This window comes from Amycolatopsis azurea DSM 43854 (assembly GCF_001995215.1).
Lineage (GTDB): Bacteria > Actinomycetota > Actinomycetes > Mycobacteriales > Pseudonocardiaceae > Amycolatopsis > Amycolatopsis azurea.
On sequence record NZ_MUXN01000003.1, the window covers coordinates 105,564 to 120,785 of the forward strand.

Below are 15,222 nucleotides of genomic sequence, written 5' to 3' on the forward strand. Positions count from 1 at the left end.
CCTGGAACAATTTCAACCGCCGAACCAGCAATGAATACCCGAACGAGTGACTAGACAAGACGAGGCAAACAGCGATGACTAGTGCCACCTCGCGAGCAGAAGCGAACACCCCTGGAGCTCGTCCCAAGCCGGCGCCGCCGGCCGGGACCCCGGTGCGGGTCACGGGCGCGCAGTCGCTCGTCCGCTCGCTCGAGGCGGTGGGCGCGGAGGTCGTGTTCGGTATTCCCGGCGGCACCATTCTCCCGGCGTACGACCCGTTGCTCGACTCGACGAAGGTCCGCCACGTCCTGGTCCGTCACGAACAGGGCGCCGGCCACGCCGCCACCGGGTACGCGCAGGCGACCGGCAAGGTCGGTGTGTGCATGGCCACGTCGGGACCCGGCGCGACCAACCTGGTCACCCCGCTGGCCGACGCGAACATGGACTCGGTCCCGGTGGTCGCCATCACCGGTCAGCAGTCCCGCGCGCTGATCGGCACGGACGCCTTCCAGGAAGCCGACATCTGCGGCATCACGATGCCGATCACCAAGCACAACTTCCTGGTCACCGACCCGGCGGACATCCCGCGCACCATCGCCGAGGCCTTCCACCTCGCCTCGACCGGCCGTCCCGGCCCGGTCCTGGTGGACATCCCCAAGGACGTCCTCCAGGAGATGACCTCCTTCTCCTGGCCGACGGAGCTGCGGCTGCCGGGGTACCGGCCCACGCTGCGCCCGCACGGCAAGCAGGTCCGTGAAGCCGCGCGGCTGATCAGCAAGTCGCGGCGCCCGGTCCTCTACGTCGGCGGTGGCGTGGTCAAGGCCGACGCTTCGCGCCAGCTGATGGAACTGGCCGAGCTGACCGGGATCCCGGTCGTCACCACGCTGATGGCCCGCGGCGCTTTCCCCGACTCGCACCCGCAGCACCTCGGCATGCCGGGGATGCACGGTTCGGTCGCCGCGGTCGCCGCGATGCAGCGGTCGGATCTGCTGATCGCCCTCGGCGCCCGCTTCGACGACCGCGTCACCGGCCAGCTGTCCTCGTTCGCGCCGGACGCGGCCATCGTCCACGCCGACATCGACCCGGCCGAGATCTCCAAGAACCGCAAGGCGGACGTGCCGATCGTCGGCGACTGCGCGGAGATCATCACCGAACTGATCGAGGCCGTCCGCGCCGAGACCGACAAGTCCGCGAAGCCGGATCTGAAGGACTGGTGGACGCAGGCGAGCGCCTGGCGCGACGACTACCCGGCCGGGTACGAATGGCCGGAGGACGGGACGCTTTCCCCGCAGTACGTCATCGAGCGCATCGGTTCGCTCGTCGGCCCGGACGCGGTCTACACCGCGGGCGTCGGCCAGCACCAGATGTGGGCCGCGCAGTTCGTGAAGTACGAGAACCCGCGCACCTGGATCAACTCCGGCGGCCTCGGCACGATGGGCTTCGCCGTCCCCGCCGCGATGGGCGCCAAGTTCGGCGTGCCGGACAAGCAGGTCTGGGCCATCGACGGCGACGGCTGTTTCCAGATGACCAACCAGGAACTGGCCACCTGCGCCATCGAAGGCGCGCCGATCAAGGTCGCCGTCATCAACAACGGCAACCTGGGCATGGTGCGCCAGTGGCAGAACCTCTTCTACTCGGAGCGGTACTCCAACACCGATCTCGGTACCCACAAGCACCGCATCCCCGACTTCACCCTCCTCGCGGAGGCGCTCGGCTGCGCCGGGCTGCGCTGTGAGACGAAGGAGGACGTCGACGCCACCATCCGGCGTGCCATGGAGATCAACGACCGCCCCGTCGTGATCGATTTCGTGGTGGGGAAGGATGCCCAGGTGTGGCCCATGGTGGCCGCGGGCACCGGTAACGACGAAATCATGGCCGTGCGCGGGATCCGCCCGCTCTTCGACGACGACGAGGTCGCCGCCGAGGCGGAGATCAACGCGGCCGCAGAAGGAGACGCCCGATGAGCGTGCACACCCTGAGCGTTCTGGTCGAGAACAAGCCCGGTGTCCTCGCGCGGGTTTCCGGACTGTTCTCCCGGCGTGGTTTCAACATCGAATCCCTCGCCGTCGGGCCCACGGAGAATCCCGAGGTGTCCCGGATGACGATCGTGGTCGCCGTCGAAGAGCTACCGCTCGAACAGGTGACCAAACAGCTCAACAAGCTGGTCAACGTCATCAAGATCGTGGAATTGGAAAAATCCACAGCCGTGCAGCGTGAACTGCTGCTCGTGAAGGTCCGGGCCGACAACACCGTGCGCAGCCAGGTCCTCGAAACAGTGCAGTTGTTCCGCGCGAAGGTGGTGGACGTGTCTCCCGAGGCGCTCACCGTCGAAGCCACCGGGACCTCGGACAAGATCGGTGCCCTGCTCCGGATGCTGGAGCCCTATGGCATCCGTGAACTGGTCCAGTCCGGAATGGTCGCGGTCGGCCGGGGCTCTCGCTCGATCACCGCCACCTCCGCTCGATAACTTTGTTTGTAAGTCAGGAAAGGAAGTAGTACCCCTCATGGCAGTGGAAATCTTTTACGACGACGACGCGGACCTTTCGATCATCCAGGGTCGCAAGGTCGCCGTGATCGGCTACGGCAGCCAGGGTCACGCGCACTCGCTGAGCCTGCGCGACTCCGGCGTCGACGTCCGCATCGGCCTGCCCGAGGGCTCGAAGTCGCGGGCCAAGGCCGAGGAGCAGGGCCTCCGCGTGCTCACGCCGGCCGAGGCCAGCGCCGAAGCCGACCTGATCATGATCCTCGCGCCGGACACCAAGCAGCGCTTCATCTACGAGCAGGACATCGCGCCGAACCTCAAGGACGGCGACGCGCTGTTCTTCGGGCACGGCTTCAACATCCGCTACGACCTGATCAAGCCGCCGTCCAACGTGGACGTCGCCATGGTCGCCCCGAAGGGCCCGGGCCACCTGGTCCGCCGCCAGTTCGTCGACGGCAAGGGCGTCCCGGCGCTCATCGCGGTCGAACAGGACGCCTCCGGCAACGCGCAGGCGCTCGCGCTCTCCTACGCGGCCGCCATCGGTGGCGCCCGCGCCGGTGTCATCAAGACGACCTTCACCGAGGAGACCGAGACCGACCTCTTCGGTGAGCAGGCCGTTCTCTGCGGTGGCGCCTCCGCGCTGGTGCAGACCGGTTTCGAGGTGCTCACCGAGGCCGGTTACGCCCCGGAGATCGCCTACTTCGAGGTGCTGCACGAGCTGAAGCTGATCGTCGACCTCATGTACGAGGGCGGCATCGCGCGTCAGCGCTACTCGATCTCCGACACCGCCGAGTACGGCGACCTGACCCGCGGCCCGCGCGTCATCTCGCCGGCGGTCAAGGAAGAGATGAAGAAGATCCTGGGCGAGATCCAGGACGGCACCTTCGCTCGCGAATGGGTCGCCGAGGACGAGGCCGGACGGCCGAAGTTCAACGAGCTGGAGAAGAAGGGTGACGAGCACCCGATCGAGGCGACCGGCAAGAAGCTGCGCGACCTGATGTCGTGGGTGGACCGGCCGATCACCGAGACCGCCTAGTCACTTGGGCCGAAGGGGCCCTTCACCGCATCCGATGCGGTGAAGGGCCCCTTCGTTTTGCCTGCCGGAAAGCGATAACGTGGGCACCATGAGTGAGCAGCCGGTGGACGACAAGGCCCACATCCGGCACGAACTGGACCTGAGCGACGCGAAGTGGATCCGGGCGGAACCGGACGGCGCGAACCTCGAAGACTGCGTCGAGTACGCGATGGTGCCGCACACCGACGGCGTCACCTACACCGCGATGCGCCAGGCGTCGCTCCCGGAGGGCGACGTCCTCGTGTTCACCCCGGCGGAATGGGACGCGTTCGTGAAAGGCGTCCAGGACGGCGAATTCAACCTTCCCGGTTAGCCGTCGTCCTGGACCCGGGCGACCAGTTCCTCGAGTCGTCCCGTGGCGGCCGCGATCGCGAGATGGTCGGCGTAGTCGCGGGATTCGACGATCAGCCCGTCGCGTACGCGCAGCACGAAGATGTTGGACAGGCGGAATTCCGCGCTGTCCCCGGCCGTGCCCTGGTAGTCGAACTCGCCGATCACGACTTCGGGGTCGAGGGTCTCGTGGATCACCAGGTCCCGGACCTGGAACCGGACTTTGCCCTGTTCGCCGAACTTGAAGTGCTCACGCAGGTCTTCCCGGCTCTTCAGCGTCTCCGCCCCGGGCAGGAACGGGTGCGTGACATGGGTTTCCTCGGCGTAGAGCTCCGGCAGCCCGGCCCAATCGCCGTCCGCGACGCCGTAGACGAGTCGCTCGAAAACGCCGCGCGGGCTCTTCGGATCCGCCGTCGACGCGGGGCGCGGCGGAACCGGCGTGAGCTCGCGTTCCGCGGTCTCGTAACTCTTCTTCAGGGCTTCCAGGCCGTCGCGCGCCGCGGTGAGTCGCAGGTAGTCGTGGTAATCGCGCGAATGGGCGATGAGCCCGTCGCGCACCCGGAGGAGCTGGATGTTGGCGATGTCGAAGGACTTCCCGGTGTCCAGCGCCTCGCCGACGTTGCGGTACTCGGCGATGATCACCTCCGGGTCGGTTGTCCCGTGAATCAGGACGTCCGCCCTGCTCATGCGCACGTTGAAGCCTCCGCCGAAGTTCCGGCGGAGCGTCTCGCGGCCCTCGAAGCGGGTCGGCACGGGCGGGCGCTGCGGATTCTCGACGACGGCGTCTTCCGCGTAGAGGTCGAAGAGCGTCTCCCAGTTTCGGGCAGTGATGTCTTCGGAAAGCCTGGCGAAGACGTCGCGGGGTGTGGTCATGAAGGGTCTCCCAGTCGGACAAGAAGCGGAGTCTGTAGTCCGCCTTCGACGATACGGACTGCAGACTCCGCTTGTCCATCTGCCGGCGGGCCGGGTTCAGGTGCACCCCGTGGCCGATTCGCTGGCCGTAAGCGTTGTGAAAGCCACTTTCGCAACGTTTAAGGTTGCGAAAGTGGCTTTCGCGACGCGGGAACCGTGAGTCTGTCCCGCTCAGGCGCTCCGCAGCACCGCCAGGATCTCCGCCTGCTCGAAATGCTCGGCCCATCCCACGGCCGACGACGAGTACAGGGAGTCCTCCAGCGAAGGATCCGCCCCGGCCGCCAGCAACGCGCGCACCGCGTCGACGTGTCCGCCCTGCACGGCCAGATGCAGCGCCGTGACGCCCTTCCCATGCGAAAGCGCGCCGAACGTCCCCTGGCGGTCGACCGAAGCGCCCAGCTCCACCAAAGTCGTGATCACCGATGCCTTCCCCTGGGCGGCGGCCCATGTCAGCGCGGTGCCCCGGTAGACGTCCGCGTCCACATTCGCGCCGCGAGCCACCAGCGTCCGAACCGCCTCGGACCGGTCGTTCCGCGCGGCCCACGACAGCGCTTCGTCGACGATCTCGGCCGGATCGTCGCTCGGCCGCCATTCCGGGAAACCGCTGTGCGGCCGGTGGAACTCGCGATGCGCGCCCGCCGCGGGGGAGAGCGTGCCGTCCGGCGCGAGCAACTCGTCCAGGAGTTCCGTCCGGCCGAGTCCGGCCGCCACCCGCAGGTTGCCGGGGGAGAGGTCACGCGCGGCCAGTACTTCGGCGGCCTCGCGATGACCCCAGAACAACGCGACCACCAGCGGTGTCCCGCCGTCGCCGCGCGCGGGCACGTCGACCGGGGCGCCCGCGTCAAGCAGCATCGTGACCAGCAGCGTCAGCCCGACGTACCCGGCCTGGTGCAACGCGGTCCAGCCGTGCACGTTGGCCGACGCCGGATCGGCCCCGTGGTCGAGCAGGATCCGGCACAGCCGCTCGTCGCGGGTGGCGGTGGCCATGCCGAGCAGATCGTTCCCGTTCTTCCCGTGCGCGTGGACGAGCGTGGGCAGATCGCCGATCAGCCGCGCGAGACCGGCTAGGTCCCGCGCGTCGATCAGTTTCCGTGCCTGCTCGAAAGCGAGTTCAGCCGGTGACGTCATGCTTCCGCACGCTACCGCCCACCCCCGACAAAAGCCGCCATTCCGCCAGCGGGATCCGCTCGTCCCCGGTGAGTACCTGCAAGCAGACGTGGTCCGCGCCGGCGTCCAGATGCTCCCGCACCCGCGCCGAGATCGCGTCCTCCCCGACGGCGACCAGCGCGTCCACGATCCGGTCGGAGCCGTAATCCTCTTCGGTGAACCCGAATCGCCGCAGATTCGCCCGGTGGTGGGCCGCCAGTTCCAGGTACGCCGACACGTGCTGCCGCGCGATCTCCCGATCCGAACCCAGCACGACGGCCTGCTCGACGGCGAGGAAAGCCCCGGGTCCCATGGCTTCCCGTGCCTGCGCGGTGTGCTCGACGGGGACGAAGTACGGATGCGCCCCATCGGCGCGTTCCGCCGCCAAAGAGAGCATCTTCGGTCCCAGCGCGGCCAGCAATCGCCGATGCGGGGAGTCCGGTGTGGACAGTTCGGCCGCGTCCATGGCGTCGAGGTACCCGCGCATCGCGTCCAGCGGTTTCGTCCCCGGCCTGTGCCCGCCCAGGCCGAGGACGAACCGGCCGGGATAGGCCTCCGCGAGGGTCCGGCCCGCGGCCGCGGCGGTGGCCGGTTCCCGCTGGTCGAACCGCGCGATCCCGGTGGCGATCGTCAGCCGGGAGGTCGCCGCCAGTAGCAGTCCCGCCTGCGTGAAGGCCTCGCGCCCCAGGTACTCCCCGAACCACAGCGTGTCGAACCCCAGCTCTTCGACTTCCGCGGCCGCGTCGCGGACTTCGCCGATTTCCTTGCCGTCGAAGGAGAACGTCCAGATCCCGACACTCACCTCGTCACCTCCGCCAGCGCCGGGGCCAGCCGCTTCAGCTGGTCCAGGATGGTCGCCAGATCGTCCCCGTCGGGAGTGACGAGCACGGTGTCCGCGCCGGCGTCGACGAGTTCCTTGACCCGCCCCGCGATCCTCTCCTCGTCACCCCAGGCGGTCAGCCCGTCCACGAGCCGGTCGCTGACCCCGTCGATGTCCTCGTCCGTGTAGCCCAGCCGTTTCCAGCCGTTGAAGTAGTGCGGGACGTCGTACCGCTTCATCACCTCGATGTTCTTCGCCACGTTCGCCCGCGCCTGCTCGCGGTCGCCGAGCAGGACCGAATGGGTGGGAATGAGCAGCTTGTCCGGGCCGAGGATCTCGCGGGAGTACGGCGTGTGCTCGAAGGGCTGGGCGAACGGGTGCGCGCCGTCCGTCCGGTCTCGCGCGAGTTCGAGCATCTTCGGCCCGACGGCGGCGAGGATCCGCGGAAACGGCACGGGCGCCGGGAATTCGGCCGCCGCCTCGTCCATCTCCGTGAGGTACGCGCGGGTCTGTTCGAGCGGCCGGTAGTCCACACCGGACTTCGCGGCCTGGAAGGCGTGCCCGATCCCGATCCCCAGCACGAACCTGCCGGGGAAGGCGTGCGCGAGCGTCCGCGCGCCGCTGTGGGCGGTGCGCCCGGGACGCGACCAGATGTTGGCGATCCCGGTGCCGATCACCACCCGTCCGGTGGACGCGAGCGTGATGCCGCCGTGCGCGAACAGCTCCCGGCTCCCGGGACCTTCACCGGCCCAAACGGTGCGATATCCCAGCTCTTCCAGTTGCCGGATCGCCGCCAGCTCCTCGTCTGGCGTCGGATGGGCCATGCCGAGCGGCAGCCAGACACCCACCGGTCCCAGCCGGTCGCGGGTCTCTTCGATCAGGTTCATCAGTTCTCTCCAGCTAACATGAGGCAGCCTCCGGTTACCTCGGCGACTATACGGAGGCTGCCTCCGATTTGTCGAGACTAGGCTCTGGAACGCGATGGACATCGACAAGAAGCCGCTGCGGGCGGACGCCCGGCGCAACTACGAGCGCCTCCTCGAAGAGGCGAGGCGCGCTTTCGCCGCGCATGGGGTCGACGCCTCGCTGGAAGAGATCGCCCGCCGGGCCGGTGTCGGCATCGGGACGCTCTACCGGCACTTCCCGACGCGGGAGGCCTTGGTCGAGACGGTGCTCCGCGACAGGTTCGACGGCCAGGCCGCGAAGGCTCGCGAACTCCTGGACTCGCCGGAGCCGCTGGACGCGTTGAGGACCTGGCTCGCCGGGATGGGGGCGGAGTCGGCGCGCTACCGCGGTCTGCCCGAACTGATGGTCGACGTCCTCGACGACGAGACCTCGCCGCTGTACGCGTCGTGTCACGCCATGCGGGACGGCGTATCCCATCTGGTGGAACGGGCGAAGGTCGCGGGCGCGCTCCGGGCGAACGTCACAGTGGACGAACTGCTGGTGCTGCTGCACGCGCTTTCCTGGGCCAGTGAACACCTTTCGGGTGACAACGCGCTCGAACGGCTCGTCGATCTCGTTTTCGCCGGATTACGGGCGAGTTAACAATCCCCTGTCACCAGGTCTAAACTGCGGCGCAACCGGGCACAACGGCGTGACCGTCAACAGTGAGTCGCAGGCACAGACCAGATAGTGGGAGCCGTATCGTGACCAAGCCGAACAAGCCCGTCGTCCTCATCGCCGAGAAGCTCGCGCCTTCCGTGCTGAGTGTCTTCTCCGACGAGGTCGAGGTCCAGCATGTGGACGGCACGGACCGCCCCGCGCTGCTCGAAGCCGTGAAGACGGCGGACGCGCTGCTCGTGCGGTCCGCGACGAAGGTCGACGCCGAAGTGCTCGCCGCCACCACCACGCTCAAGGTGGTCGCCCGCGCCGGCGTCGGGCTGGACAACGTCGAGGTCCCCGCCGCCACCGACCGCGGTGTCCTCGTGGTCAACGCGCCGACGTCGAACATCGTCTCCGCCGCCGAGCACGCCGTCGCGCTGCTGCTCGCGGTCGCCCGCCGGGTCCCGGCCGCGGACCAGAGCCTCCAGGGCGGCGCGTGGAAGCGCAGCGCCTACTCCGGCGTCGAGATCCAGGGCAAGACCGTCGGCGTGGTCGGCCTCGGCAAGATCGGCCAGCTGTTCGCGCAGCGGCTCGCCGCGTTCGACACCAAGATCATCGCGTACGACCCCTACGTCTCGGCCGCCCGCGCCGCGCAGCTCGGCATCGAGCTGGTCACGCTGGACGAGCTGCTGGAGCGCGCCGACGCGATCTCCATCCACCTGCCGAAGACCCCGGAGACCAAGGGCCTGATCGGCGCCGAGGCGCTCAAGAAGACCAAGCAGGGCGTCATCATCGTCAACGCCGCCCGCGGTGGCCTGATCGACGAGCAGGCGCTGGCGGACGCGGTGAGCTCCGGCCACGTCGGCGGCGCCGGCATCGACGTCTTCGTCACCGAGCCCACCACCGAGAGCCCGCTGTTCGGCCTGCCGAACGTCGTCGTCACCCCGCACCTGGGCGCGTCGACCGCCGAGGCGCAGGACCGCGCGGGCACCGACGTCGCGAAGTCCGTGCTGCTCGCGCTGCGCGGCGACTTCGTGCCGGACGCGGTGAACGTGGCCGGTGGCGGCACGGTCGGCGAGCACGTCCGGCCGTACCTCTCGCTCACCCAGAAGCTCGGCACCGTGCTGACCGCGCTCAACCCGAAGGCGCCCGCCTCGGTCACCGTCGTGGTCAAGGGCGAGCTGTCCACCGAGGACGTCAGCGTGCTGCCGCTCGCGGCCGAGCGCGGCGTGTTCTCCGGCGTCGTCGAGGACCAGGTCACCTTCGTGAACGCGCCGCGCGTGGCGGAGGAGCTGGGGGTCCAGGTCGATCTGGTCACCGAGACCGAAAGCCCCAAATTCCGCAGCCTGGTCACCGTCCGCGCGGTCCACGCCGACGGCACCACGCTTTCGGTGTCCGGCTCGGTCACCGGCAAGGACGAGGTCGAGAAGCTGGTCGAGGTCAACGGCCGCCACTTCGACCTGCGCGCCGAGGGCAACGTGCTGCTGCTGGAGTACCCGGACCGTCCCGGCATCATGGGCCGCGTCGGCACGCTGCTCGGCGAGGCGGGCATCAACATCGAGGCCGCGCAGATCAGCCAGACCACCGACGGCGCGGACGCGGTCATGCTGTTGCGTGTGGACCGTTCGGTGGACTCGCACCTGCTGGAGCCGATCGGCGCGACCGTCGGGGCGCACACGATCCGGGCCGTCAACTTCGGCTGACCTGAAAAGCCTGTAACGAAAGCCGCGTCCACGGACGCGGCTTTCGTTATATGGCAACACGTTACCGGCGTTACAGGCATACTTTTCCCCGGTAGTCACAGGGTTGCGAAGAGCAAGATTCAATAACGGTGAAAAATGCCTACTGAAGTCGGGCTGGTCCCCGGATAGGTTCTTCCGGCGAGGCCGAACCATCGCGCCGTCAAGGGCACGGCGCGGCGCCGGGGCTCACCGTCGGGGGTGTGTTCGAGCGGCAGGCAGGTTCCGAGTCGAGGCCTCGAGTGAGGGCACTAACTCATGAACAGATCCCGCGTACCCCGATGGGCCATCCGCTCGTCGGCCGCGGTCTTCGCCGCGTTGCTCGCGACGTCCGTGACCGGGGCGACCGCGGCCGCGCAGGACGTCCCCCTCGCGGACGGCATCACGCCGGCGAAGATCGACCGTAACGCGTTCCAGGGCAAGGTCGAACCGAAGCTCAAGGCCGCCCAGGGCCAGATCACCGCCTTCGTCGAGCTGGCCAAGCAGCCCGCCGTCGACGCCTTCAACGCCGAGCAGAACAAGGGCGCGGGCAAGGAGCAGGCGAAGAAGGCCGCGAAGAACGCCAAGGCCGACGCCGCCGCGACGGTGAACTCCGTCGTCGGCCAGCTCAAGGCCGCCGACGCCGGCACCCAGCTGGTCACGCAGACCTCCAACGCGGTCGCCGGCGCGGTCGTCACGGCCGACGCCGCGAAGATCCGTGAGCTGGCGAAGCGGCCGGACGTCGTCTCGGTCAAGAAGGTCGTGCCGAAGACCCGCACGAACTCCAGCGCGGTCCAGCTGACCAACACGCTCGCGTCGTGGCAGCAGACCGGCCGCTACGGCGACGGCATCCGCGTCGGCGTGATCGACGACGGCATCGACTACACCCACGCCGACTTCGGCGGCCCGGGCACGGTCGAGGCGTACAAGGCGATCAACCGCGACCAGGCCACCCCCGCCTTCCCGACCGACAAGGTCGTCGGCGGTGTCGACCTGGTCGGCGACGCCTACGACTCGGGCAGCAGCGACCCGGCCCTCAAGACCCCGAAGCCGGACCCCAACCCGCTCGCCTGCGGCCACCACGGCACGCACGTCGCGGGCACGGTCGCCGGTTTCGGCGTGGACGAAGCGGGCAAGACGTTCACGGGCGACTACAAGAAGCTCAACAAGAAGAAGCTCGAAGCGATGCAGATCGGCCCGGGCACCGCGCCCAAGGCCCTGCTGTACGCGATCAAGGTCTTCGGCTGCGCCGGCTCGACCAACGTCACCTCGCAGGCGCTCGACTGGTCGCTCGACCCGGACGGCGACGGTGACTTCACCGACCACCTCGACGTGGTCAACCTGTCGCTGGGCGGCGACTTCGCCACCCCGGACGACCCGGACTCGCTGTTCGTCCGCAAGATCGCCGCGAACAACGTCGTCCCGGTGTTCTCCGCGGGCAACGGCGGTGACCTCAACGACGTCGGCGGCGCGCCGGGCAACACGCCCGAGGCGCTGACCGTCGCCAGCAGCCGTGACGCTTCCGTCCTGCGCGACGCCGTCGAGGCCGTGGCCCCCGACGGTGTCAAGGGCCCGAAGACCGGCCAGTTCAGCCAGAACTACGCGGCCTACGACACGCTCGACGTCACCGCGCCGGTGGTCGCCCTGTCCGCGGCCAACGCGGCGGGCTGCAACCCGTACTCCGACGCCGACAAGGCCAAGGTCGCGGGCAAGATCGTCTGGCTCGAATGGGACGACAACGACGCGACCCGCGCCTGCGGCTCTGGCGTCCGCTCGAACAACGCGCAGGCCGCCGGTGCCAAGGGCGCGCTGTTCTCGTCCACGCTGGAGCACTTCTCGGCCGGTATCGCGGGCAACGCGGCCACGCCGACGTTCCAGCTGACCGGCGGCGCGACCGCTTCGCTGCGCCCGGCGCTGGCCGCCGGCACGCTCCAGGTCCGCATGACCGGCAAGGGCCGCGTGTCCGTGCCGACCTTCGACCAGTCCATTGTGGACACCCCGAGCTCGTTCACCTCGCGTGGCGGGCGCGGACCGGCCGTCAAGCCGGACGTCTCGGCGCCCGGTGACTCGATCTCGTCGGCGCTGGCCGGCAGCGGAGCGGGCCGTCTGGTCATCTCCGGTACGTCGATGGCGGCTCCGCACACCTCGGGTATCACCGCCCTGATCCGTCAGGCGCACCCGGACTGGTCGGTCGAGGAGGTCAAGGCCTCGGTCATCAACACCGCAGGCCACGACATCCACGACGCGTCGGGACGCACCTACGCGCCGCAGCGCGTCGGCAGCGGCCGGATCGACGCGAAGGCCGCGCTGGACAACCAGGTCCTGGCCTACGTCGTCGACAACCCCGGCGCCGTCACGGTCAACTTCGGCGTCGTCGAAGCGGGCGGCCCGCTCACCCTGACCAAGACGGTCAAGGTGGTCAACAAGGGCATCAAGCCGGTCGAGTACTCGGTGGGCTACGAAGCCGTGAACGCGCTCCCCGGTGTCGAGTACACAGTGGACAAGCCGACCGTCAAGCTGAGCCCGCGCGGTATCGCGACGGTGAAGGTGACCCTGAAGATCGCCGACCCCAAGGCGCTCCGCAAGGTCATCGACCCGACCATGGCGACCACGCAGGTCGGCCTCGCCCGGCAGTTCGTGGCAGACGCCTCCGGCCGGATCGCGTTCACCCCTAAGAGCGGCACGACCGTCCCGCTGCGGCTCTCGGTGTACTCCGCGCCGAAGCCCGTCTCGTCCATCAACACCCCGGGCAACGTCAACTTCGGTGCCGGCCAGGACCAGGCCGTGCTGAACCTGACCGGCAAGGGCGTGGACCAGGGCACCGGTTCGCAGCGGTACCGCTCGCTGATCAGCGTGCTCGAGCTGCAGGCGGAATCCCCGCAGCTGCCCGAGTGCGACGGCAGCGTCACCACCGACTGCACGCTGAACCAGACCGCCAAGGGCGCCGACCTGCGCTACATCGGCGCGGCGTCGACCGCTCCGCTGGCCAAGGCGCAGGGTGAGCCGGAGAACGCGCTGCTGGCCTTCGGTCTCACCACCTGGAGCGACCTGGCCAACCTGGGCAGCAACACCTCGCCGTTCGTGGACATCGACACCACGGGCGACGGGAACCCGGACTTCGAGACCTATGTCACGAAGGTGACCGCGACCGACGTCCTGGTGGCCGTCACGGTGGCGCTCAAGCCGGGCTTCCCGCAGGTGGACATCCAGCCGGTCAACGGCCAGCTCGGCGACGTCGACACGAACGTGTTCGACACCAACGTCGTCGTGCTGCCGGTGAGCATCGCCGCGCTGGGCATCGACCCGAACGCCGCGTCGCACAAGATCAGCTACACGGTCGGGACCTCCGGGTTCTACGCGGCGCCGGGTGCGGGCTCGTCGACGATCGACTACGTCGGCACGCCGCTCGCGTTCGACGCCTTGGCTCCCGCGTACACGGTCCAGGGTGGCGGCGACGCCGCGCTGGGCTACGTCGCGAAGCCGGGCACGGCGCTGGTGGTCAACCGCAACGCGGCGGCGCAGGACACCGTCCTCGGCCTGCTGGCGATCGATCACCACAACGCCTCGGGCAACCGGGCGAACGTGGTGAAGATCCAGACGAACAGCGGCGGCGGCAACGCCGGCGTCGACCGGCCGGGTAACGGCGGCCGGCACACCGGACGTCAGCCGATCGGTGTGGGCTGACGCGGTAGTGCGGTAACCCGCGTTCGATGAGGTGAGGGACGCCCTGGCGGCAGGTTTTCGCCAGGGCGTCCCTTCTTGTATTCACTCTTTCGGCTGTCTCGCTCTGTGGGAGGCTCCGGCATAAGGGTGGTGCGGCTACGGCTACCGGGCTACAGCCGGTAACCTTCCGCTGCTGGCGTTTTCTTGCGGATGGGCCATCCGGACTGCCGGTGGCCTGGTCTACGGAGGTGTGTGGATGCGGCTCGCGGTGATCCCAGGAGACGGGATCGGGCCCGAAGTGGTCTCCGAGGCGCTCAAAGTGCTCGGTGAGGTCGTACCGACTGCGGAGATCACGAACTACGACCTCGGCGCCGCCCGGTGGCACTCCACCGGTGAGCTGCTCCCGGAGTCGGTACTCGGTGAACTCCGTCAGCACGACGCGATCCTGCTGGGCGCGGTGGGCGACCCGACGGTGCCGAGCGGCATTCTGGAGCGTGGCCTGCTGCTGCGCCTCCGGTTCGAGCTCGACCACCACGTGAACCTGCGCCCCGCCCGGTTGTACCCGGGTGTGCGCGGACCCCTCGCCGACTCGGGCGAGATCGACATGGTCGTCGTGCGTGAGGGCACCGAAGGCCCGTACGCGGGCAACGGTGGCCTGCTGCGCAAGGACACCGACCACGAGATCGCGACGGAGGTCAGCGTCAACACGGCGTTCGGCGTCCGGCGCGTGGTGACCGACGCGTTCAACCGTGCCGAGGCGCGGCCGCGCAAGCACCTGACGCTCCTGCACAAGACGAACGTGCTGGAGTACGCGGGCTCGCTGTGGTCGCGGATCGTCGAAGAGGTCTCGCTGGAACACCCGGAGGTGACGGTCGCCTATTCCCATGTGGACGCGGCGACGATCCACCTGGTGACCGACCCGTCCCGGTTCGACGTCGTGGTGACGGACAACCTGTTCGGCGACATCATCACCGACCTCGCGGCGGCGGTGACCGGCGGCATCGGGCTGGCGGCGAGCGGGAACCTCGACATCACGCGGCGGAACCCGAGCATGTTCGAGCCGGTGCACGGCAGCGCGCCGGACATCGCGGGCCAGGGTCTCGCCGACCCGACCGCCGCGGTGCTTTCGGTCTCGCTGCTGCTGGACCACTTGGGACAGAAGGAAGCGGCGCGGCGGATCGAGGCCTCGGTGGCCTTCGACCTCGCGACCCGCGACCAGGCGTCGCCCGGTGCGACGCACGCGATCGGCGACCGGCTGGCGGCACTCGTGTCGTCGAACGTGCGCCCGGTCACTCAGTAGTAACTTGGGCTGAAGGGGCCCTTCACCGCATCTCACGCGGTGAAGGGCCCCTTTGCTGCGTCAGACGCGGGGAAAGTCCCCTTCAGCCACTCTCAGAAGGTGGGAAGTATCGCCCGGCCTGTGGACGCCCGCCGGAGCGTGTGCCATGATGCGTTCGTGACCTCCTGCACCATCATTATCGCCGAGCGCGCCGGATAACAGCTCCACAAGAGCCCCCGGCGCGCAACCTCTCGCACCCATGCGGGAGGTTTT

The 15,222-nt window shown here is 68.9% G+C and carries 12 protein-coding genes; 8 read left to right on the top strand and 4 right to left on the bottom strand.

Going from position 1 to position 15,222, the window contains the following annotated elements; all coding sequences use genetic code 11:
• The first annotated feature begins 74 nt into the window (after nucleotides 1-74).
• The 4 genes from B0293_RS05965 to B0293_RS05980 all read left to right on the top strand — a co-directional run bounded on the left by B0293_RS05965 (nucleotide 75) and on the right by B0293_RS05980 (nucleotide 3,849).
• Nucleotides 75-1,943, top strand: coding sequence for an acetolactate synthase large subunit (locus B0293_RS05965; protein WP_039919045.1), 1,869 nt, complete (start codon nucleotides 75-77; stop codon nucleotides 1,941-1,943).
• Nucleotides 1,940-2,446, top strand: coding sequence for an acetolactate synthase small subunit (gene ilvN / locus B0293_RS05970; protein ID WP_005162051.1), 507 nt, complete (start codon nucleotides 1,940-1,942; stop codon nucleotides 2,444-2,446). The genes B0293_RS05965 and ilvN overlap by 4 nt, the downstream gene beginning before the upstream one ends.
• Nucleotides 2,447-2,483: 37 nt before the next feature.
• Nucleotides 2,484-3,497, top strand: a complete 1,014-nt coding sequence (gene ilvC, locus B0293_RS05975) for a ketol-acid reductoisomerase (RefSeq protein WP_005162052.1) — start codon at nucleotides 2,484-2,486, stop codon at nucleotides 3,495-3,497.
• A gap of 88 nt (nucleotides 3,498-3,585) precedes the next feature.
• On the top strand, nucleotides 3,586-3,849 hold the full coding sequence (locus tag B0293_RS05980) for a DUF397 domain-containing protein (RefSeq protein ID WP_039919053.1): 264 nt from the start codon (nucleotides 3,586-3,588) through the stop codon (nucleotides 3,847-3,849).
• On the opposite strand, the gene B0293_RS05985 is transcribed toward B0293_RS05980, so the two are convergent.
• The 4 genes from B0293_RS05985 to B0293_RS06000 all read right to left on the bottom strand — a co-directional run bounded on the left by B0293_RS05985 (nucleotide 3,846) and on the right by B0293_RS06000 (nucleotide 7,631).
• Nucleotides 3,846-4,739, bottom strand: a complete 894-nt coding sequence (locus B0293_RS05985) for a nuclear transport factor 2 family protein (protein ID WP_005162054.1) — start codon at nucleotides 4,737-4,739, stop codon at nucleotides 3,846-3,848. The two genes, B0293_RS05980 and B0293_RS05985, sit on opposite strands and share 4 nt — an antisense overlap.
• A gap of 210 nt (nucleotides 4,740-4,949) precedes the next feature.
• Entirely contained in the window at nucleotides 4,950-5,906 is a 957-nt protein-coding gene (locus B0293_RS05990; protein ID WP_005162055.1) for an ankyrin repeat domain-containing protein, read from the bottom strand.
• Nucleotides 5,890-6,726, bottom strand: a complete 837-nt coding sequence (locus B0293_RS05995) for a TIGR03620 family F420-dependent LLM class oxidoreductase (RefSeq protein WP_005162056.1) — start codon at nucleotides 6,724-6,726, stop codon at nucleotides 5,890-5,892. The genes B0293_RS05990 and B0293_RS05995 overlap by 17 nt, the downstream gene beginning before the upstream one ends.
• Entirely contained in the window at nucleotides 6,723-7,631 is a 909-nt protein-coding gene (locus B0293_RS06000) for a TIGR03620 family F420-dependent LLM class oxidoreductase (RefSeq protein ID WP_005162057.1), read from the bottom strand. Before B0293_RS06000 ends, B0293_RS05995 begins: the two co-directional genes overlap by 4 nt.
• Nucleotides 7,632-7,725: 94 nt before the next feature.
• On the opposite strand from B0293_RS06000, the gene B0293_RS06005 reads away from it, so the two are divergent.
• From B0293_RS06005 to B0293_RS06020, 4 genes are all read left to right on the top strand, one after another.
• Nucleotides 7,726-8,292 (top strand): TetR/AcrR family transcriptional regulator, encoded by a 567-nt coding sequence (locus tag B0293_RS06005; protein WP_005162058.1) that lies wholly within the window; start codon nucleotides 7,726-7,728, stop codon nucleotides 8,290-8,292.
• Between the two features lie 101 nt (nucleotides 8,293-8,393).
• Complete coding sequence (serA, locus tag B0293_RS06010; protein WP_005162061.1) at nucleotides 8,394-9,992, top strand: phosphoglycerate dehydrogenase; 1,599 nt, start codon at nucleotides 8,394-8,396, stop codon at nucleotides 9,990-9,992.
• 294 nt (nucleotides 9,993-10,286) lie between these two features.
• Entirely contained in the window at nucleotides 10,287-13,691 is a 3,405-nt protein-coding gene (locus B0293_RS06015; protein WP_005162065.1) for a S8 family serine peptidase, read from the top strand.
• A 235-nt stretch (nucleotides 13,692-13,926) separates the two neighbouring features.
• A complete protein-coding gene (locus tag B0293_RS06020; RefSeq protein ID WP_005162069.1) occupies nucleotides 13,927-14,970 on the top strand; it encodes a 3-isopropylmalate dehydrogenase in 1,044 nt (347 codons plus the stop codon).
• The last annotated feature ends 252 nt before the right edge of the window (nucleotides 14,971-15,222 follow it).